Below are 20,271 nucleotides of genomic sequence, written 5' to 3' on the forward strand. Positions count from 1 at the left end.
CACTCGCCGCACACGAGAAAGGGTCTTCATGCGCCACCCAGTGGAAACCGAAGCAGGGCTGGTGGAGGGCATACCGGGCCGCGACCGCACGCTCACCGTGTTCCGGGGCATCCCCTACGCGGCGCCCCCGGTGGGGGAGTTGCGCTGGCGCCCGCCCCAACCCCCGCCGACCTGGCCGGGTGTGCGCACGGCCGACACGTTCGGCCCGATGTGCCCGCAGGCCCCGGGCGGCGAGATCGCCGGCATCGACCTCCCGATGAGCGAGGACTGCCTGAACCTCAACATTTGGACCGGTGCAACCTCCACCGAGGAGCGCCGCCCGGTCCTGGTCTGGATCTACGGCGGCGGCTTCCGCGTCGGCACCGGCGCGAGCCCCCGCTACGACGGCGAGGCCCTCGCCCGCAAAGGCCTGGTCGTCGTCACCTTCAACTACCGCCTGGGCGCCTTCGGTTTCCTCGCCACCCCCGAACTCAGCGCCGAGTCCGGACACCACGCCTCCGGCAACTACGGCCTCCTCGACTGCGTCGCTGTCCTGCGCTGGGTCCGGGACAACATCACCAACTTCGCTGGCGACCCCGACCGCGTCACCATCGCCGGACAGTCGGCCGGCGCCGGAGCCGTCAACTTCCTGGCCATGTCCCCGCTCGCCCAGGGCCTCTTCCACCGCGCCGTCGCCCAGAGTCACGCACGCCACTCACGTGACCCCGAACTCCGCTACCTGGCAACGTCGTACCGCACCCTGCCCGATGCCGAGAGCGCGGGCGCACGGTATGCCGAGGAACGCGGCGGGCCCTCGCTCGCGCGGCTGCGGTCGCTGTCGTGGCAGAAACTCGTCGAGGGGGACGCGGCCGTCGACTCCCTTGTGGAGACCGGCAGTTCAGCGAAGCCGCCGCTGTTCCGGCCCGTCGTCGACGGCCGGGTGCTTCCCGCCGGATACGACGAGACGTACGCCAAAGGGCTTCAGAACAAGGTGAGTTACCTCGCCGGCAACAACCGCGACGAGAGCGGAGCCGTCCCCGAGAGCACCTTCGCCGCCTACCGTACGGCCGGCAAGAAGGCCTGGCGGCCGGGTATGCCGCCCGTCCACGTCACCCTCGACGACTTCACGGCCGCGGCCCACCGCAAGTTCGGTGAGATGGCCGACGAGTTCCTGCGGCTGTACCCGGCGACCGACGACGACGCGGCGGGCCGGGCCCACAGCGCGGCCGTACGCGACAACGCCCGTATTTCCACGTTCCTTTGGGGCACGGACTGGACCCGGCACGCGGACCGCCCGGTCTACACGTACTTCTGGACCCACCGTTCCCCGGCGCGCGGGCAGGACCCGCGGCGCGCCTCACACAGCTCCGAGATCGACTTCGTCCTCGACAACCTCGACCAGGACGACGCCGAGTGGACCGCCGAGGACCGGGCCGTCGCGGCGACCATGTCCGGCTACTGGGCCAACTTCGTCGCCACCGGCGACCCCAACGGGCCCGGATTGCCCAACTGGCCGCCGTACAACCCGGATTCGGCGACGGTCATGCAGGTCGGCGAGGGCTTTGGACCGGTCCCGGTCGCGGAGCCCGCCCGGCTCGACTTCTGGAAGCGCTTCTTCCGTACGCAGCAGGCATGGTGACAGGAGACCTCATGAGACTACGCACCGCGGACCCCCGTACCGCCGTCGCGCTGGCGGCGACCATGGCGCTCGGCACGGCCCTGCTGACCGCGTGCGGCGGCGACTCCTCGGCGAGCGCCGACGGACTCACCACCGTGACGGTCGGCACCGGCGGCAACATCTTCGACCTGCCCCTCAAAGTGGCCGACGCCAACGGCTACTTCCGCAAGCAGGGCCTCAAGATCAAGTACGTGACGCTGACCGCCGCGACCGGACCCTCGGCCCTCCAGGCGGGCTCCGTGCAGTTCCTCCACGACAGCCCGACCGGGTTCGTGACCGCGCTCTCCAAGGGACTCCCGGAGACCGCGCTCGCCGCTGACGGGCTCGGCAACCCGCTCGGGCTCGTCGTCAGCAAGAAGTTCGCCCAGGACCACGGCCTGACCGCCGCCACCCCGGCCGCCGATGTCGCCACGGCCCTGGCCGACTCCACCGCGGGCGCCAGCTCGGCCAACACCAAGGCCGAGGCCGGGATCTTCCTCAAGTCCCACGGCGTCGACCCCACCAAGCTCAAGTGGGTGTCGCTGCCCAGCCCGGTCGCCGACAAGGCCGCGCTCAACAACCACGAGATCGACTGGTTCGTCACCTCGGAGCCGCTGCCCCTGCAGATCGCGGACTCCGGCGACGGCATCGTCGTAGCGACGCCTCTGACCGTGCCCGAGTGGGACGCCACGCACTCCGGATACAGCCAGTTCGTGGTGGCCCAGAAGAGCTACGCGAGCGGCCACGCCGACATCGCGAAGAAGTTCGTCACGGCCGTACAGCAGGGCACCGCCTACATGCGGACCCACCTCGCCGACAAGCAGGACAAGACCGTGCTGGCCGTCGCGCAGAAGGCGCTGCCGGGCGTACCGGCCAAGGTTCTCGAAGGCAGCCTCGAACAGGTCGACTGGCCGGCCAAGTCCTCGATGGACGCCGCCACTTGGAACACCACGACGGCCTTCATCGACGCGATAGGCGCGCTCCCCGACGGAGCCAAGGTCACCACGAGCGACTGGACCAACAAGTACCTGCCATGACACGGCCGGCGCGAGAGCGGAAGGAGCAGACGATGGCGACTGCCACCGACACCCCCGAGAGCACGACCGAGGTCGCGGTCGCGACCGAACGACGTCGCAGGAACAACGACCGCTGGCGCGACACCGCCACCGTGGTGGCCCTGCGCCTAGCGGTGATCGCGCTCTGTCTGGTCCTCTGGCAGGTGATGAGCGGACCGGTCGTCCCCGAGTACGCGGTCAGCAAGCCGACCGACGTGTCGCACGCCCTGTGGAAACTGCTCGGCTCCTCCTCCGGTTGGACCGATATAAAGGTGACGTCGATCGAGGTGGCCGCCGGATTCGCCATCGGCGTGGTCCTCGGCACGGTGATGGGCCTCCTCCTGGGCTCCTTCCCGCTCGCCGGCCGGGTCCTGGAACCCCTGGTCGCCGCCGTCAACGGCATCCCCAAGATCGCCCTCGCCCCGCTCTTCCTGCTGTTCTTCGGCATCGGCCCCTGGTCGAAGATCAACATCGCCGTCACGGGCGTGTCCTTCGTCGTCTTCTACAACGTCTACCTCGGCCTGCGCCTGCGCGAGCGGGAACTCGTCGAGATCGTCCAGGTGATGGGTGGCCGCCGCCACCACGTCCTCGGCTACGTCACGATCCCCACCCTCGCCGCCCCCTTCTTCGCCGCCCTCAAGACCGGCGGCCCGCTCGCGATCCTCGGCGTCATCGGTGGCGAGTTCATCGCCTCCTCCGAAGGCGTCGGCCACGAACTGTTCACCTCGGCCATGAACCTCGACGCGGCGACCGAGTTCGCCGGCCTGATCGTCCTGGTGGTGATGACCCTCATCCTGAACGGGGTGCTGAGCTGGCTCGACAAGTACGCGCTGAAGCGACTGGGACTCGGTCCACGGAGGCCGAACGAGCGACGCGCCGGTTGACCGTCGGCCCACAACATCCCTGCTCAACGCGGGTTTCCCACGCGTCCCCCCGACGGGCAACAGGAAACCCGTCGACCCCGCGACTCCCCCGGGACAGGCTGATCCCGTCAGCACGAAGCACCGCCTGCGACGACGCAGGAGACCCACTAGGGGGAAACATGCGCACGATGTTCCGCGCCGCCGCCACGTTCGCGACCGCCGCCACCGCTCTGGTCGCGATGAGCGGAGCGGCCCAGGCCAAGCCCGCCGACGAGACGCCCTGGGACGGGTGTCCGTCCGGGGCGGTCTGCATCTACGGCGAGGGAGTGGTCCCGGCGAACAACCCGCACCCGACCAACGTGTACTACAGCTACGGCGCCCACAACCTCAGCAACCAGTTCGGCCAGCACTGGATCCTCAACAACCAGACCGGCGGCGCGTCCGCGAGCCTGTGCAACGGGTCCAACGGCACGAACTGCACCACGACGATCGCCCAGGACAACGGCCTCCGCGTCGACTTCACGCCCGTCAACTCCATCACCCTCAACAGGCCGTAGCGGAACCTTCGCCACGGGGGAACACCGCCGGGACCGGTCCAAACCGGTCCCGGCGGTTCCGTTCTCGCCACTCCGGGTGAAACGCTTGGCTCGCTGTCCGACCCCCGCAGTAACCTGGGCATCCGCCGTCCCACGATCCGGGCAGGCCAGTGCCAGGGGGGATGCCTTGGGGGATCAGCAGTACGACGACGCGGGCGTGGACCGGTCCGACCAGCCGGGAAGCACCGCACAGGCCACGTCGTCCTTTCCCGCCCAGCTGAGACGGCTGCGCCGGGAGCGCGGCCTGTCGCTGGCCGATCTCGCACGTCAGACGCACTACAGCAAGGGCTATCTCAGCAAGATCGAGACCGGCGTCAAGCGGGCGACCGTCGACGTGGCCCGCCAGTGCGACCACATCCTGCGCGCCGAGGGCGAGTTGCTCCGGCTGGTGCGCGAGGCCGCCCCGGCCGAGCGCGGCGCCGGGGCGGTCACCGACACCGGTACGCCCGCGTGTCCGTATCGCGGACTGTCGGCGTTCACCCCGCAGGACGCGGCCTGGTTCTTCGGCCGGGAGCGGGCCACGGCCGCGCTCGTCGAACGGGTCTTCCAACGCGTCGGCGGCGGACCGCTGTTGCTGGTCGCCCCGTCCGGCGCCGGCAAGTCCTCGCTCCTGAACGCCGGTCTCGTCCCGGCACTGCGCCGCCCCGGCGGCTTCCCGATGCCGGGCGCCGAGCGCTGGCCGGTGGTCGCGCTCACGCCCACCGCCCATCCGCTGGCCGAACTCCTCGAACGTACGGCGAAGGTCCTCGGCAGCGATCTCGACCTCACCGCCCAGCAGGTGACCGACCGCCCCGAGGTGTTACTGGAAGCGGTCCGCGCCCGCTCGGAGGGCGCCCCGGCCGGACCCGACGGCCGCCGCCCGCCACCGGCCCTCCCGGTGCTGCTGGTCGACCAGTTCGAGGAGTTGTTCACCCTCTGCTCCGACGAGAGCGAGCGACGCGCCTTCGTCCGGGTCCTGTGGGCGCTGTCCACCGGCCCGGACCCCGCCGTCGTCGTGCTCGGCGTCCGCGCCGACTTCACCGGACGCTGCCTCGAACTCCCCGAACTGGCACCGGTGTTCACCGACGGACTGTTCGTCCTGCTCCCCATGTCCGTGGCGGAACTGCGCGCATCCATCACCCGCCCCGCCGAACTCGCGGGCGTCACCCTCGAACCCGGCCTGGTCCCCCTCCTCCTGCGCGACGCCGGACTGCGCGACGAACCGGGCACCGTGGACCGTTCCAACGCCCCCGACGACACCCCGTCCGGCGCCCTGCCCCTCGTCTCCCACGCCCTCCTCGCCACCTGGCAGCAGCGCGAGGACACCACCCTCACCGTCGCCGGGTACGAGCGCACCGGCGGCATCCAGGGCGCCATCGCCCGCACCGCCGAGACCGTGTTCGCCCAGCTGTACCCGGCCGAGCAGAAGACCATCCGGCGCGTCCTGTCCCGGCTCGTCCACGTCTCCGACGAGGGGACCGTCGCGACCCGGCGCCGCGCCAGCCGCAGCGCCCTGATGGAACAACTCGCCGACGCCGACGCCGCGTCGGCCGCCCTCGACGTCTTCGTGCGGGCCCGGCTGATCACCGTGGACCGGGACACCGTCGAGATCACCCACGAGGCCCTGCTGCACGCCTGGCCCCGGCTGCGCGACTGGATCCACGCCGACCGCGCCGGACTCCTCATCCACCAGCAACTCGCCCACGCCGCCGCCGAATGGGAGCGCGAGGACCGCGACCCGTCCGCCCTTTACCGCGGCACCCGCCTCGACACGGTCCGTTCCTGGGCCGACGAGCTCGACGGGCGCAGTCGCCTCGGCCCCCGCGAAGAGGCCTTCCTCGAAGCCAGCCAGGCGGAGGAGAACACCCGCCAGCATCTGGCGAAACGTCAGATCCGGTTCCGGCAGGCCCTGTTCGCGACTCTCGCCGTCCTCCTCGGTCTCGCCGTGACCGCAGGCGGCCTCGCCTACCAGCAGCGCGCGAGCGCCCTCGACCAGGAGCGCATCGCCCGCTCCCAGGCCCTCGCCGTGCAGTCCACCTCCCTGGCCGGCGGCCAACCCGAGGCCTCGATGCTGCTCGCCGAGGAGGCCTACCGCACCGACCGCACCCCCGAGGCCCGCGGCGCCCTCCTCAGCACCCAGGCCCAGGCCTTCTCCGCCCGCCTCGTCGGCCACCACGGCCCGGTCAACGCGGTCGCCTTCGCACCGAACGGCCGCCTCCTCGCGACGGCCGGCGCGCACGGCACCGTACAACTGCGCCGCACCGCCGACCACCGGACGACCGCCACACTCACCCTCCCCGGCCGGGTCCGCTCGGTCGGCTTCAGCCCCGACGGGGCCACCGTCGCGGCGACGTCGAGCGATGGACCGGTCCGCATCTGGGGCACCGCCGACCACCGGCTGCGGACCCTGCTGCCCGCGAGCAGCACCGGCGCCCGCGCCCTCGCCTTCGACCCGCGCGGCCGTAGCCTCGCGGTCGCCGGCGAGAGTGGAACGGTCCAACTGTGGGACATCGGCGGCGACAACCCGACCGAGGTACGGCTCGCCGGGCACACCGGCCGGGTCAACACGCTCGCCTACGCCCCCGACGGGCGCACCCTCGCCTCGGGCGGCTCCGACCGGACCGTACGGCTGTGGGACACCGACCGGGGACGGCCGATCGCCGTGCTCAAGGGGCACAGCGACGAAGTGCTCGGGGTGGCGTTCGCACCGGACGGGCGGAGCGTGGCCTCCGGGGGCGTCGACCGGACCGTACGCCTGTGGGACGTGGCCTTGCACCGGTCCACGGCGACCCTGACCGGACACAGCGACGACGTCAACGCCGTCGCCTACACCCCTGACGGCTCCACGGTCGTCAGCGCGGGCGGCGACGGCACGACCCGGCTGTGGGACGTGCGCACTGGCCGGCCGGCCGCGATCCTCTCCGGGCACACCGACTACGTGATGTCCGTCGCCGTCAACTCCACCGGGACGACCCTCGCCACCGGCGGCTTCGACCAGTCGGTGGCGCTGTGGGACCTGCGTGGACCGGTCCTGACGGCCCGCCCGTTCACCGAGGTTTCGCAGGCCGCGTACAGCCCGGACGGGAGACTCCTCGCGACCGCCGACGCGGACCACACCGTCCGGCTGTGGGACGTGGCCCGGCGCCGGGTCGTGACGACGTTCACGGGCCACCGCGAGAGCGTGTTCTCGGTGGCGTTCGCCCCGGACGGCCGCACCCTCGCGTCGGCGGGCTCGGACGGCACGATCCGGCTCTGGGACGTCCGCTCGCACCGCGCGCTCGCGACCCTCACCGGCCATACCGGGGACGTCTTCTCCGTCGCGTTCGCACCCGACGGCCGCACCCTCGCCTCCGCCGGCGCCGACCGCACGGTCCGCGTCTGGGACGTCCACGGCCACCATCAACTCGATGTCCTCAAGGGCCACTTGGACTCCGCCAACGATGTCACGTTCAGCCCTGACGGCCGCACCCTCGCCAGCGCGGGCGACGACCTGACCGTACGCCTCTGGGACACCGCGACCCACCGCCCGCTCGCCACCCTCGCCGGCCACACCGGCGCGGTGCGGGGCGTGGCCTTCAGCCCCGACGGACGGACCCTGGCGACCAGCGGCAACGACGGCACCGTCCGCCTGTGGGACGTCCGTCACCGCCGCTTCGAGGCCTCCCTCACCGGCCACACCGGATCCGTACGCGGCATCGCCTTCTCACCGGACGGCCGCCTCCTCGCGAGCAGCGGCAGCGACCGTACGGTACGGCTCTGGGACCTGGCCGGGCGGCGCCCGTGGGCCACGCTCACCGGGCACACGAACGCGGTGTGGGGCGTCGCGTTCGCGCCCGGCGGACGGACCCTCGCGAGCAGCAGCAACGACGGGACCGTACGACTGTGGGACCTGGACCTCGGCGTCCAACTGACCCGAATCTGCCGTCTGCGGAAGGCAATTGGCCCCCAGGAGCGCAAGACGCTGATGCCGGGGCTGCCCGTGTCCTTCACTCCCGGGTGTGCGAAGCCCTGAGCGCGGAGGGCCAAGTGCCCCTGGTGGAAGGGGGTTTCCCCAGGGTTTCCCGTTGCCCTTCCGGGTGGGGTGGCGCCGGGTTCTCGACCGGCCGTACTCCGGTCGGCAGGCTGGTGCACGACCACTCACCGACCACAGAAAACGGGGGTCCCGGCATGCTCCGGCGGACCGGAATCATCGGCACACTCATCGGGCTCTTCGCCCTCCTGCTCTGGGCACCCACGGCCGTCGCCGCGCCGACGGCATCAGCGGCCGGCGGCTGCGGTGTCCTCGCACCCGGCGGTTCGGCCGCCGCGCAGAGCGCGATCGCCGCGGCCTGCGCCCAGGTCGACGCGGGCACCTGGTACACATGGGGCGGCGGCCACGGCGCGCAACCCGGCGCCACCTACGGCCAGGTCGACCCCACCGACCCGGCCAGCGAACACGACCCCGAGCGGCTCGGCTTCGACTGCTCGGGCCTGGTGCGGTACGCCTACGCGCAGGCCGCCGGCTCCGACATCCTCAACGGCGACGCGAGCCAGCAGTACTACACCACCCGCGCCGCCGCCCGCTTCACCGCCGCCCAGGGCCTCGCCCCGCTGCTCCCCGGCGACCTGCTGGCCTACGGCGACTCGGCGGACCTGCACCACATCGCGATCTACCTCGGCGCGGGCAAGATGGTCGAGGCCAAGCAGTCCGGCACGCATCTGATGGTCAGTGATGTCCGCCTGAGCCCCGACTACTTCGGGGCCGTCCGCGTCAACACCGGTGCGGTGACAGGGCATGTCTTCCGGACCTGGGGCACCGGTGTCTGGACGAAGACCACACCCTCGGTCAGCGCCACGCGCGTCTACGCCTTCCCCGGTCCGACCAGCATTCGCGTCGAGTGCCAGAAGCACGCGGAGACCGTCACCTCGGACGGCTACACCAATGACGCCTGGGCCTATCTGCCCGACTACAAGGCATGGATGACCAACATCTACATCCAGGGCCCGGCCTGGCTGGACGGCGTCCCCACCTGCACCTGACCACCCGCACCTGTGACTGCCTGCACCTGACCACCCGCACCTGATAAATCCCGTGCTCCATCACCCCGGGCTTCTCTACACTCGCCACATCCGTTGACGAGTGAGGGGAGCCCGGCCGTGCGTGACAACACCGCTGTCGTCGTTCCCCGTTCGCGGTACGAGGTGATCCTCGTGTCTTCGGCCGTCCGGTGCCCGCTGCGCGGCCGACACCGGATGCCCGTGACGTGACAGCTTCTTGACGCTCCGTCAAAACACTTCACCTGCACGGGAATTGCGCTGCCCTGCACGGAATCACTTTCGAAAGGCCATGGGCCGTGCGCACCGAACGCCCTCTCGCCACCCCGCTCTCCGCCGTCCGCAACCTGGGCATCCTCGCCCACGTCGACGCCGGCAAGACCACCGTCACCGAGCGGTTCCTCTACCTCACCGGCACCACCCACAGGCGCGGTGAGGTCCACGACGGTACGACCGTCACCGACTTCGACCCCCAGGAGCGCGACCGTGGGATCACCATCTTCGCCGCGGCCGTCACCTGCGCCTGGGACGGTCACCGGATCAACCTGATCGACACCCCGGGCCATGTCGACTTCGCCGACGAGGTGGAACGGTCCCTGCGTGTCCTCGACGGCGCCATCGCGGTGTTCGACGCCGTCGCGGGCGTGGAGCCGCAGAGCGAGTCGGTGTGGCGCCAGGCCGACCGGTACGGCGTGCCGCGTATCGCCTTCGTCAACAAGCTCGACCGCGCGGGCGCCGACCTCGACACGGCCGTCGCCTCGATCCGGGAACGGCTCCATCCGGCGCCGCTGGTGGTGCAGTTGCCGATCGGCACGGAGGACGGCTTCACCGGCGTCGTCGACCTGCTGCGGCTACGAGCCCTGGTGTGGACCGACGGCAGCGACACGGCGGAGGAAGTCCCGGTCCCGGAAGGCCTGTTGGAGGAGGCGCGGCGACGCAGGCGACTGCTGGAGGAGGCGGTGGCGGAACTGCACGCGGGTGCGCTGGAGGAGTTCTACGACGGATCGGCCCTGTCCGCCGAGACGTTGAGCTCCGCCCTGCGCGACCTCACCCGCACCGGCGACGGTGTGGTCGTGCTGTGCGGCTCGGCCTACCGCAACCGTGGCATCGAACCGCTGCTGGACGCCGTAGTGGCGTATCTGCCGTCACCGTCGGACGTGCCGGCGGTACGGGGAACGGGCGATGGCGGCGTTGAGCAGGAGCGGGCGGCGGATCCCCAACTTCCCTTCTCGGCGCTGGCGTTCAAGGTGAGTGCGACCGCCACCGGGCGGCTGACGTATCTGCGGATCTATTCGGGCATGATCGAGAAGGGAGACACGGTGTGGGATCCGGGCGCGCGGCGCACCGAGCGGATCGGGCGCATCCTGCGGGTGCAGGCCGACCGGCACGAGCGGTTGGACCGGGCGGTCGCCGGGGACATCGTCGCGGTGGTCGGACTGAAGTCCGCCCGCGCCGGTTCGACCCTGTGCGCGCCGGACGCCCCGCTCGTCCTCGAACCGCCCACGGTCGCCGACCCGGTGGTGTCCGTGGCGGTGGAGGCCCGCAGGAGCACCGATACCGATCGACTGGCATCGGCATTGGCCCGACTGGCCGAGGAGGACCCCTCGTTGGTCGTCCGGACCGACGCCGAGACCGGCCAGACGGTCCTTTCCGGCATGGGCGAACTGCACCTGGAGGTCGCGGTGGAGAAGATCCGCCAGGCCACCGGCGTGGAGGTCAACGTCGGTCGCCCCAGGGTCGCTTACCGGGAGACGGTCGTACGCGGAGTGACCGGCCGGGTCTACCGGCACGTCAAACAGGACGGAGGATCAGGCCAGTTCGCGCATGTCGTGCTCGATGTCGAGCCGCTGGACGGCCTCGGCTTCGAGTTCCGTTCGGCGGTCGTCGGCGGGCGGGTGCCGCAGGAGTACGTCCGCTCGGTGGAGGCCGGGTGCCGTAACGCCCTCACCGAGGGGCCGATCGGCGGCTTCCCGGTGACCGGGCTGCGCGTCACGCTGACCGACGGGGCGACCCATGTGAAGGACTCCTCGGAGACGGCGTTCCGCACGGCCGGCCGCCTCGGCCTGCGGGAAGCCCTGCGCGCCTGTACGACGGTCCTCCTCGAACCGGTCGTCGAGGTCACCGTCACCGTGCCCGCGGACGCGGTCGGCGGAGTGCTCGGCGACCTGGCCGCCCGGCGCGGCCGCGTCACCGGCTCGACGACCCGCACGGGTTCGGCGATCGTCACGGCGACCGTGCCGCTGGCCGAACTCTTCGGCTACGCAACGCGGTTGCGCAGCCGGACACAGGGCCGGGGCACGTTCACCGCCCGGCCGACGGGGTATGCGCCCGCGCCGGGTGCGGTGACCGTCCGATGACGGTGGCGGGTGCGGACCGAAGGGGGAGCTTCGGCCCGCACCCGCCACGTACTGGGGGACTCCGGGGGTCTCAGACGGTCCCGGGTTCTCAGGGATTCCTGGGACCTCTGGGATCTCAGGGGTACGAGACCACCGTCGACGGCACGGTCGACGTGCCCGAAGTCGGCGAGCCCGTCTCGTTGATGACGTGCTCGTACTGGCCCTGCCCGCCGAGCGAGACGACCAGCAGGTCGTGGAACTTCACGCCCGAACGGTTCGGTGCGGCGAAGCCGTTGTGCTGCACGATCGTCGGGGCGACGTTGTAGTAGCAGTAACTGCCCAGGCCCCAGCCCTCGTGCACGGTCACGCTGTCGGCGACCTTGTACGCGGCGTACCCCTTGATCGAGCCGTTCTGGATGGCCGCCTGGTTCGGGGCGTCGTACGCCTTCTCGTTCTGGAAGAAGATCGTGCGGCCCCGCTCGCCGTTCCACTGCACGTCGTACTTGTTGAAGTGCTCGACGAACAGTCCGGTGGCCAGCACGTCGGCGCCGTTGACGACGAGACCGTAGTCGGCCCGGTTGGTGTCCCAGCCGATGCCCGTGCCGTGGTCGGCGCGCCAGAGCCAGGTGTGGTCGACGATGGTGTGGCGGTTGTTGATGACCATGCTGGTGGTGGCCTTGCCCGCGCCCGCGCCGCCGATCCGGACGAACACGTCCTGCACGGTGGTCGGGTTGGCGGAGTGGTCCGTCGTCGTGCCCGACGGGCCGACTTCCAGCAGGGTGTTCGAGTTGACGGTGCCCGCGTCGATCAGGAACCCGGCCAGGCGTACGCCGTCGACGTCGGCGGTCTTCAGGGCCGTAACTCCGTTGTCCGGGACCAGAGTTGCGTAACCCAGGCCCAGTACAACGGTGTTGGCGCGGTTCACCTGGATCGGCTGGTCCAGGTGGTAGATGCCCGGGGTCAGCAGGAGGTGAAGTCCCTGCGTGAGCGCCTGGTTGAGGGTGGCCGCCGTGACGCCCGGCTTCGCGACGTAGAACTGGGAGAGGGACAGTGAGGTGCCGCGCGGTGTGCCGTTGCCCCAGGTGACCCCGCTCGCGTTGGTGCGCTTCTCCGGGAGGAAGACGCGGTACTCGGTGCCGTTGAGATAGAGGAAGGGCTTCTCGCGGGAGACCGGGGTCGTGGCCAGCGTGGTGTACACCGGGTTCGGGAAGCCCTGTGCCGGTGCGCCCTGCACGCCTGAAAACACCATGTTCCAGACGCCGTTGAGCCAGCTGCCGATCGCGCTGTCCCGGGTGTACCACTGCTGCTGCGAGTACGGCTGGACCTGGCCGTCGATCCGGCTGTCGGCGATATAGCCGCCGCTGGCCCAACCGTAGCCGTTCGGGGAGAGGTTGAGGCTGCCGCGCACATGCATACGACGGAAGGGGGCCGCCTGAGCCACGGCCCACCTGTTCGTACCGCTGACGGGGACCAGCGCGAGGTTCTCCGCCGAACGCCAGAAGTTCTGGGTGGCGTTGCCGTTGAACCAGCCGGCGTCGACCGTGATGTCACCGTTGATCGTGGTGTCGTCGGGGGAGAGGCCGAGCCCGGAGATCGAGGTGTAGAAGCCGAGTTGGGCGTTGAGCCCGCTGTACGTGCCCGGCTTGAACAGCAGTTGATAGCGGCCGGTGCCGAACTGGGCCGTCTCCTGCTGGGCGAAGATCTGGTCCAGCCTGGCCTGGATGCCGGCGGTGGACGGGTCGAAGACGATGACGTTGGGGCCGAGATCGCCGCCGCCCGGCAGGGCGGCAAGTGGCTTGTTCGCGGCGGGAGTTGTGGGGGCGGCGGAGGCGGGGGTGGGCAGTCCGGCCAGCGCGGTCACGGCTGCGGCCGCACCGAGAACGGTTCTGCGTGGAACTGAGGACATGTCGCGGCTCTCCTTGTTCATGAAATGAACGCCGGTGGGGTTGGGAGCGCTCTCTCGCGGGGGAATGCTTCAGGTCCGTGAACGCGGCCGTCAAGAGGTACGACCGAGTTCGACGAGTGGCGTCCAAACTCTTGACGCCTTTGGCTTCCGAGGTTTAACTCACGTCCTAAATTAAGTCGTGAGTGCATTCCCTGAAGGGACACCCGGAGTATGCGCAGCATCCGAGCCGCGGCCGTAGGCGCCGTCACCATGTCACTCGCCCTAGCGGCCACGGCCTGCGGAGGCGGTTCGTCCACGGGTGGGGGATCCAACGACTCGCCCAAGACGCTCACCTACTGGGCCTCCAACCAGGGCGCCAGCATCGCGATCGACAAGAAGGTCCTCCAGCCCGAGCTCGAGAAGTTCAAGAAGCAGACCGGCATCACGGTGAAGCTGGAGGTCGTGCCCTGGTCCGACCTCCTCAACCGCATCCTCACGGCGACGACTTCCGGCCAGGGCCCCGACGTCCTGAACATCGGCAACACCTGGAGCGCCTCCCTCCAGGCCACCGGCGCCTTCCTCCCGTGGAGCACGGCCAACTTCGCGAAGATCGGCGGCAAGGACCGCTTCGTCGACTCCGCGCTCGGCTCCACCGGCGCCACCGGCAAGGACCCGGCCGCCGTCCCGCTGTACTCGATGGCGTACGCGCTCTACTACAACAAGCAGATCTTCGCCGACGCGGGCATCTCCCAACCGCCCGCCACCTGGGCCGAGTTGGTCGCCGACGGCAAGAAGATCGAGGCGAAGGGCAAGCAGGCGCTCGGTGCCGAGGGCGCCAACGTCTCCGAGAACATCCACCACACCTTCGTCTTCGCCAAGCAGCACGGCGCCGAGTTCTTCACCGCCGACGGCAAGGCCGACTTCACCAACGACGGTGTCGTGGCGGCCGTCAAGCAGTACGTCGACCTGATGGCCAAGGACAAGGTCATCCCGGTCGGCAACGCCGAGTACGCGCAGAACCAGTCGGTCAGCGACTTCGCCAAGGGCAAGACCGCGATGCTGATGTGGCAGTCGGCGTCCGCCAACCTCAAGTCCCAGGGGATGAGCGAGAGTTCGTACGGCATCGCCCCGATACCCGTGCAGTCCGGCACCCCGGGCACCGGCGTACAGACCAACTCGATGGTGGCCGGCATCAACCTGGCCGTCTTCAAGAACACGAACAACTTGGACGGTTCCACCAAGTTCGTGAAATTCATGACGAGCGACACCGAGCAGAAGATCCTCAACACCGCCTACAGCTCCATCCCGCCGGTGAAGACCGCGCAGGAGGACACCGCGTTCAACACCCCCGCGAACGCCGTCCTGAAGAACACCCTCGCCACCAGCGCCGCCGCGCTGCCGCAGGTCGCCGACGAGTCGCAGTTCGAGACGGCGGTCGGCACGGCCGTCAAGAACCTGTTCGCCGACGCCGCCGCCGGCCGCGCGGTCACGACGGCGTCGGTCAAGGCGGAGCTCGAAAAGGCTCAGCAGCAGATGCCGGCGAAGTGAGTGCGACTGTGACGAGCACTGTCACCCCGGAGGCCGCCGTGCGGAAGAACCCTTCCGACCCGGCGGCCCCCGGCCCGCGCCGGCGGCGCGGCGAACGGATCCGCCGTATCGGACTGCCCTACCTGCTGCTCCTGCCCGCCCTGATCCTCGAACTCCTGGTCCACCTGGTGCCGATGGTCATCGGCATCGTCATGAGCTTCAAGGAGCTCACCCAGTTCTACATCCGGGACTGGGGCACCGCGCCCTGGACCGGTTTCGGCAACTACAAAGTCTCGGTGGACTTCAGCGCCCCCGTCGGCAAGTCGCTGCTGCACTCCTTCTTCGTCACCGTCGCGTTCACCCTGCTGTCGGTCGCCTTCTGCTGGCTGCTCGGCACGGTCACCGCGATCTACATGCAGGACAACTTCCGCGGCCGGGGATTCCTGAGAGCGCTCTTTCTGATCCCCTACGCACTGCCGGTCTACGCGGCCGTCATCACCTGGGTCTTCATGTTCCAGCACGACAACGGCCTGGTGAACCACGTCCTGCACGACCAGCTGCACATCACCAGCAAGCCGTCGTTCTGGCTGATCGGCGACAACAGCTTCTACGCGCTGCTCATCGTGCACGTGTGGAAGGGCTGGCCGTTCGCCTTCCTCATCGTCATGGCCGGCCTGCAGAACATCCCCAAGGAGCTGTACGAGGCCGCGTCCATCGACGGCGCCGGCATGTTGCAGCAGATCCGCCGCATCACCCTGCCGTCGCTGCGCCCGGTCAACCAGGTGCTGGTCCTCGTCCTGTTCCTGTGGACGTTCAACGACTTCAACACGCCGTACGTGCTGTTCGGCAGGGCGGCCCCCGAGGCCGCGGACCTCATCTCGGTGCACATCTACCAAGCCTCGTTCGTCACCTGGAACTTCGGCACCGGCTCGGCCATGTCGGTCCTGCTGCTCCTGTTCCTGCTCGTCGTCACCGGCGTGTATCTCGTCATCACCTCACGCGGACGGAGGTCGGCCGATGTCTAGTGCCGGGTCCCCGATGGCCCCGCCCCGCTCCTTCATCTGGTCGCGGCGGATCTTCCTCACCCTGCTCGCCGGCTTCGTCCTGGTGCCGGTGTACGTCATGCTCTCCAGCTCCCTGAAACCGCTCTCGGACGTCACGGGCAAGTTCCGCTGGCTGCCGAGCGGCCTGACGATCCGCCCGTACATCGACATCTGGTCGACGGTCCCGCTCGCGAAGTACTTCATGAACTCGTTGATCGTGTCCGTCGCCGCGACCCTCTGCTCGGTGGTGATCGCGGTCTTCGCCGCGTACGCCGTCAGCCGCTACGAGTTCCGCGGCAAGCGCGTCTTCACGGTCACCGTCCTGTCGACCCAGATGTTCCCGGGCATCCTCTTCCTCCTCCCGCTGTTCCTCCTCTACGTCAACATCGGCAACGCCACGGGCATCGCCCTGTTCGGCTCGCGCGGCGGCCTGATCCTGACGTATCTCACCTTCTCCCTGCCGTTCTCCATCTGGATGCTGATCGGCTACTTCGACTCCGTGCCAAGGGACTTGGACGAGGCCGCCCTGGTCGACGGCTGTGGACCGCTCGGCGCACTGCTGCGCGTCGTCGTACCGGCAGCGATCCCCGGCATCGTCGCGGTCGCCGTCTACGCCTTCATGACCGCGTGGGGAGAAGTGCTCTTCGCCTCCGTCATGACCAACGACTCGACCCGCACGCTCGCCGTCGGACTCCAGGGCTACTCCACGCTCAACGACGTGTACTGGAACCAGATCATGGCCGCCTCACTGGTCGTCAGCGTGCCCGTGGTCGCCGGCTTCCTGCTGCTGCAGCGCTATCTCGTCGCCGGGCTGACGGCGGGCGCCGTCAAGTGACCGACCCGACCAACTCCGCTGACCGTAAAGGGACTTCAGTGACCATCGACTTCGCCGCACTCCCGCACGACTTCCTGTGGGGCACGGCCACCGCGGCGTACCAGATCGAGGGAGCCGTCGCCGAGGACGGACGCGCGCCGTCGATCTGGGACACCTTCTCGCACACTCCCGGAAAGATCGCGAACGACGACAACGGCGACGTCGCCTGCGACCACTACCACCGCTGGCGCGAGGACCTCGGCCTGATGCGCCAACTCGGCGCCAACGCCTACCGGTTGTCGATCGCCTGGCCCCGCGTCATCCCCGGCGGCGACGGCCCGACCAACCCCAAGGGCCTCGCGTTCTACGACGAGTTGGTGGACGGACTCCTGGAGGCGGGCATCACCCCCTCCGTCACCCTCTACCACTGGGACCTGCCCCAGGCGCTCCAGGACCGCGGCGGCTGGCCCGAGCGAGCCACCGCCGAGCACTTCGCGGCGTACGCCTCGGTCATGGCCGAACGCCTCGGCGACCGCGTCACCCACTGGACGACCCTCAACGAGCCCTCCTGCTCGGCCTGGATCGGCCACCTCGAAGGCAAGATGGCCCCGGGTTGGACCGATCTAACGGCCGCCGTCCGCGCCTCCTACCACCTGCTGCTGGGCCACGGCCTCGCCGCCCAGGCCATCCGCGCCGCCGCCCCGAACGCCCAGGTCGGCATCGTCAACAACCTCTCCACGGTGTACCCCGCGAGCGACCGTGACGAGGACGTACAGGCGGCCCGCCGCCAGGACGGCCACGTCAACCGCTGGTGGCTCGACCCGATCCACGGCCGCGGCTTCCCGGCCGACATGGTCGAGACGTACGGCGTCGAACTCCCGGAACAGCCCGGCGACTTGGCGACCATCGCCGCCCCGCTCGACTGGCTCGGCCTGAACTACTACTTCCCGGCGACCGTCGCAGACGACCCCACCGGCCCCGCCCCCTACACCCGCGCCGTGCGCCGCCTCGGCGTCCCGCGCACCGGCATGGACTGGGAGATCGACGCGTCCGGCATCGAGACCCTGCTGCTCCGCCTCACCGAGGAGTACGACCCCCGCAGGATCTACGTCACCGAGAACGGCTCCTCGTTCCCCGACGTCGTACGCCCCGACGGCACCGTCGACGACCCGGAACGCCAGGACTACCTGGTCCAGCACCTCGCCGCCTGCGCCTCGGCGGCCCGCAAGGGCGCCCCGCTGGCCGGCTACTTCGCCTGGTCGCTGCTCGACAACTTCGAGTGGGCGTACGGCTACGAGAAGCGTTTTGGACTGGTCCACGTGGACTACGAGACCCAGGTCCGCACGATCAAGGGCTCCGGCCACCGGTACGCGGACATCATCCGCGACCACCGCAGCCGGGCCCGGCGCGCGGCCTGAGCAAGGCCGCCCCGGTGGGCGCGGGCGGGGGAGCCCGCACCCACCGGGGCACCACCATCCCCATGTGTGTCATGCGCACGACAGTCAGCTGCACATCAGCACGATCGCCCCCAGAAGGAGATCCGCCCCTCAAGGAGACCCGCATGATGCCCGCACGCACCCTGCTCACCGCGCTCACCGCACTGGCCCTGTTCTCCGCAACCCCGGCCCTCGCGGCCCCCGCCCCGCAGGCCGCGGCCGCCGCGACCTGGGACACCGACCGCGCGGCCGCCGCCTACGCCGCGAACCCGGCCGCCGTCACCGCCTCCGGCAGCGAGAACGCCGGCACCACCCCCGGCCTCGCCTTCGACGGCGACGGCGCGACCCGCTGGTCCAGCAACTTCGCCGACGACGCCTGGATCCGCCTCGACCTCGGCACGACGATCCGCATCGACCGCGTCACCCTCGACTGGGAGACCGCCTACGGCAAGAGATACGTCCTGGAGGTCTCCAAGAACGGCACCGACTGGACACCGTTCTACACGGAGCCGGCGGGAACCGGAGGCTCGGTCACCACGAGCACATACCCCCAGGAGGTGACGGGCCGATACGTCCGTCTGCGCGGCTTGGAACGTGCCACGCCCTACGGCTACTCGCTCTACTCCTTCAAGGTCTACGGCGGCGAGCCGGCTCCTGCGTCCACGACCCGCACCAACCTCGCCCTGAACCACCCCGCGTACTCCAACTACTACCAGCACAACGGCAATTCACCGGCGTACGTCACCGACGGCGGCTGGCCCGCCAACCTCAAGGACGACGCGACCCGTTGGTCCAGCGACTGGAACGCCGACCGCTGGGTCTCGGTCGACCTCGGCGCGACCTCGACGATCGACACGGCCGACTTCTACTGGGAATCGGCGTACGCCGTCGACTACTTGCTCCAGGTCTCCGACGACAAGACCACCTGGCGCACGGTCTACGAACCCTCGGCCGCCGACATCGCCGCCCGCCGCGCGAACATCCAGGCCCCGGCCGACGCGGCGGGCCGCCACGACACGGTCACCCTGCCCCAGCCGGTCACCGGCCGCTACGTCCGCATGCTCGGCAAGGAACGCCGCTCCTTCTACAACCCGGCCCCGTACACGGCCCAATTCGGCTACTCCCTCTACGAGTTCCAGGTCTGGGGCACCGGCGGCAGCGCGGCGGCGGCCTACCCCGCACTCCCCGCCGACCAGACGGGCACCTACCAGACGGCGTTCTTCGACGACTTCACGTCGGCGGCCCTGGACCGCTCCAAATGGCGGGTCGTGCGGACCGGCACGGAGATGGGCTCGGTCAACGGCGAGTCCCAGGCGTACGTCGACTCGACGGACAACGTCCGTACCCAGAACGGTGAGTTGATCCTCGCGGCGAAGTACTGCAAGGGCTGCACCCAAGCGGGCGGCGGTACTTACGACTTCACGTCCGGCCGCATCGACACCAACACCAAGTTCGACTTCACGTACGGCAAGGTCAGCGCCCGCATGAAGCTCCCGGTCGGCGATGGATTCTGGCCCGCCTTCTGGCTGCTCGGCAGCAACGTCGACGACCCGTCGGTCTCCTGGCCCGCCTCCGGCGAGACCGACATCATGGAGAACATCGGCTACCCGACCTGGACGAGCACAGCCCTCCACGGCCCCGGCTACTCCGCCGACGGCAACATCGGCGCCCGCCAGACCTACCCGAACGGCGGCACGGCCGACCAGTGGCACACGTACGCGGTCGAATGGACCCCGACCGGGATGCGTTTCTACGTCGACGACAACCTCGTCCAGGAGACCACCCGCAACAAACTCGAATCGACCCGAGGCCAATGGGTCTACGACCACAACCAGTACGTCATCCTCAACCTCGCCCTGGGCGGCGCGTACCCGGCCGGCTGGAACCAGGTCACCACGCCGTACTGGGGGCTGCCGCAGTCGAGCGTGGACAAGGTCGCGGCCGGGGGAGTGCAGGCGGAGGTGGACTGGGTGCGGGTCGAACAGAAGAAGTGACAGCTGGACCGGTCCGGAGCGCGGCGCCGGACCGGTCCGTTCCACCGCCCGACAATCCGGTTGCCGCACGCGA

13 protein-coding genes are annotated in these 20,271 nt (G+C 69.9%); 12 read left to right on the forward strand and 1 reads right to left on the reverse strand.

Annotated features, from left to right (window positions below; genetic code table 11):
• Positions 1-40: 40 nt before the first annotated feature.
• The 7 genes from OG588_RS41585 to fusA all read left to right on the forward strand — a co-directional run bounded on the left by OG588_RS41585 (position 41) and on the right by fusA (position 11,520).
• Positions 41-1,618 (forward strand): carboxylesterase/lipase family protein, encoded by a 1,578-nt coding sequence (locus OG588_RS41585; RefSeq protein ID WP_405951758.1) that lies wholly within the window; start codon positions 41-43, stop codon positions 1,616-1,618.
• Between the two features lie 11 nt (positions 1,619-1,629).
• Positions 1,630-2,673 (forward strand): ABC transporter substrate-binding protein, encoded by a 1,044-nt coding sequence (locus OG588_RS41590; RefSeq protein WP_405951759.1) that lies wholly within the window; start codon positions 1,630-1,632, stop codon positions 2,671-2,673.
• Between the two features lie 32 nt (positions 2,674-2,705).
• A complete protein-coding gene (locus tag OG588_RS41595) occupies positions 2,706-3,575 on the forward strand; it encodes an ABC transporter permease (protein WP_366095059.1) in 870 nt (289 codons plus the stop codon).
• A gap of 158 nt (positions 3,576-3,733) precedes the next feature.
• A complete protein-coding gene (locus OG588_RS41600; protein WP_405951760.1) occupies positions 3,734-4,111 on the forward strand; it encodes a hypothetical protein in 378 nt (125 codons plus the stop codon).
• Between the two features lie 166 nt (positions 4,112-4,277).
• Positions 4,278-8,141 (forward strand): helix-turn-helix domain-containing protein, encoded by a 3,864-nt coding sequence (locus OG588_RS41605; protein ID WP_405951761.1) that lies wholly within the window; start codon positions 4,278-4,280, stop codon positions 8,139-8,141.
• A gap of 155 nt (positions 8,142-8,296) precedes the next feature.
• The gene (locus OG588_RS41610; protein ID WP_405951762.1) at positions 8,297-9,148 is read left to right on the forward strand and encodes an NlpC/P60 family protein; all 852 of its coding nucleotides are present in this window, start codon (positions 8,297-8,299) and stop codon (positions 9,146-9,148) included.
• 314 nt (positions 9,149-9,462) lie between these two features.
• A complete protein-coding gene (gene fusA / locus OG588_RS41615) occupies positions 9,463-11,520 on the forward strand; it encodes an elongation factor G (protein WP_405951763.1) in 2,058 nt (685 codons plus the stop codon).
• Positions 11,521-11,635: 115 nt separating this feature from the next.
• Here the strand turns inward: fusA and OG588_RS41620 are convergent, their stop codons facing one another.
• Positions 11,636-13,405, reverse strand: a complete 1,770-nt coding sequence (locus OG588_RS41620; protein WP_405951764.1) for a coagulation factor 5/8 type domain-containing protein — start codon at positions 13,403-13,405, stop codon at positions 11,636-11,638.
• A gap of 210 nt (positions 13,406-13,615) precedes the next feature.
• On the opposite strand from OG588_RS41620, the gene OG588_RS41625 reads away from it, so the two are divergent.
• The 5 genes from OG588_RS41625 to OG588_RS41645 all read left to right on the forward strand — a co-directional run bounded on the left by OG588_RS41625 (position 13,616) and on the right by OG588_RS41645 (position 20,198).
• Positions 13,616-14,932, forward strand: coding sequence for an ABC transporter substrate-binding protein (locus tag OG588_RS41625; protein WP_405951765.1), 1,317 nt, complete (start codon positions 13,616-13,618; stop codon positions 14,930-14,932).
• Between the two features lie 8 nt (positions 14,933-14,940).
• A complete protein-coding gene (locus OG588_RS41630) occupies positions 14,941-15,936 on the forward strand; it encodes a carbohydrate ABC transporter permease (RefSeq protein WP_405951766.1) in 996 nt (331 codons plus the stop codon).
• Positions 15,929-16,789, forward strand: coding sequence for a carbohydrate ABC transporter permease (locus tag OG588_RS41635; protein ID WP_405951767.1), 861 nt, complete (start codon positions 15,929-15,931; stop codon positions 16,787-16,789). The genes OG588_RS41630 and OG588_RS41635 overlap by 8 nt, the downstream gene beginning before the upstream one ends.
• A gap of 38 nt (positions 16,790-16,827) precedes the next feature.
• A complete protein-coding gene (locus OG588_RS41640; protein WP_405951768.1) occupies positions 16,828-18,186 on the forward strand; it encodes a GH1 family beta-glucosidase in 1,359 nt (452 codons plus the stop codon).
• A 146-nt stretch (positions 18,187-18,332) separates the two neighbouring features.
• Entirely contained in the window at positions 18,333-20,198 is a 1,866-nt protein-coding gene (locus tag OG588_RS41645; protein ID WP_405953342.1) for a discoidin domain-containing protein, read from the forward strand.
• The last annotated feature ends 73 nt before the right edge of the window (positions 20,199-20,271 follow it).

This window comes from Streptomyces prunicolor (assembly GCF_045162825.1).
In the GTDB taxonomy this organism is placed as follows: Bacteria; Actinomycetota; Actinomycetes; order Streptomycetales; family Streptomycetaceae; genus Streptomyces; species Streptomyces prunicolor.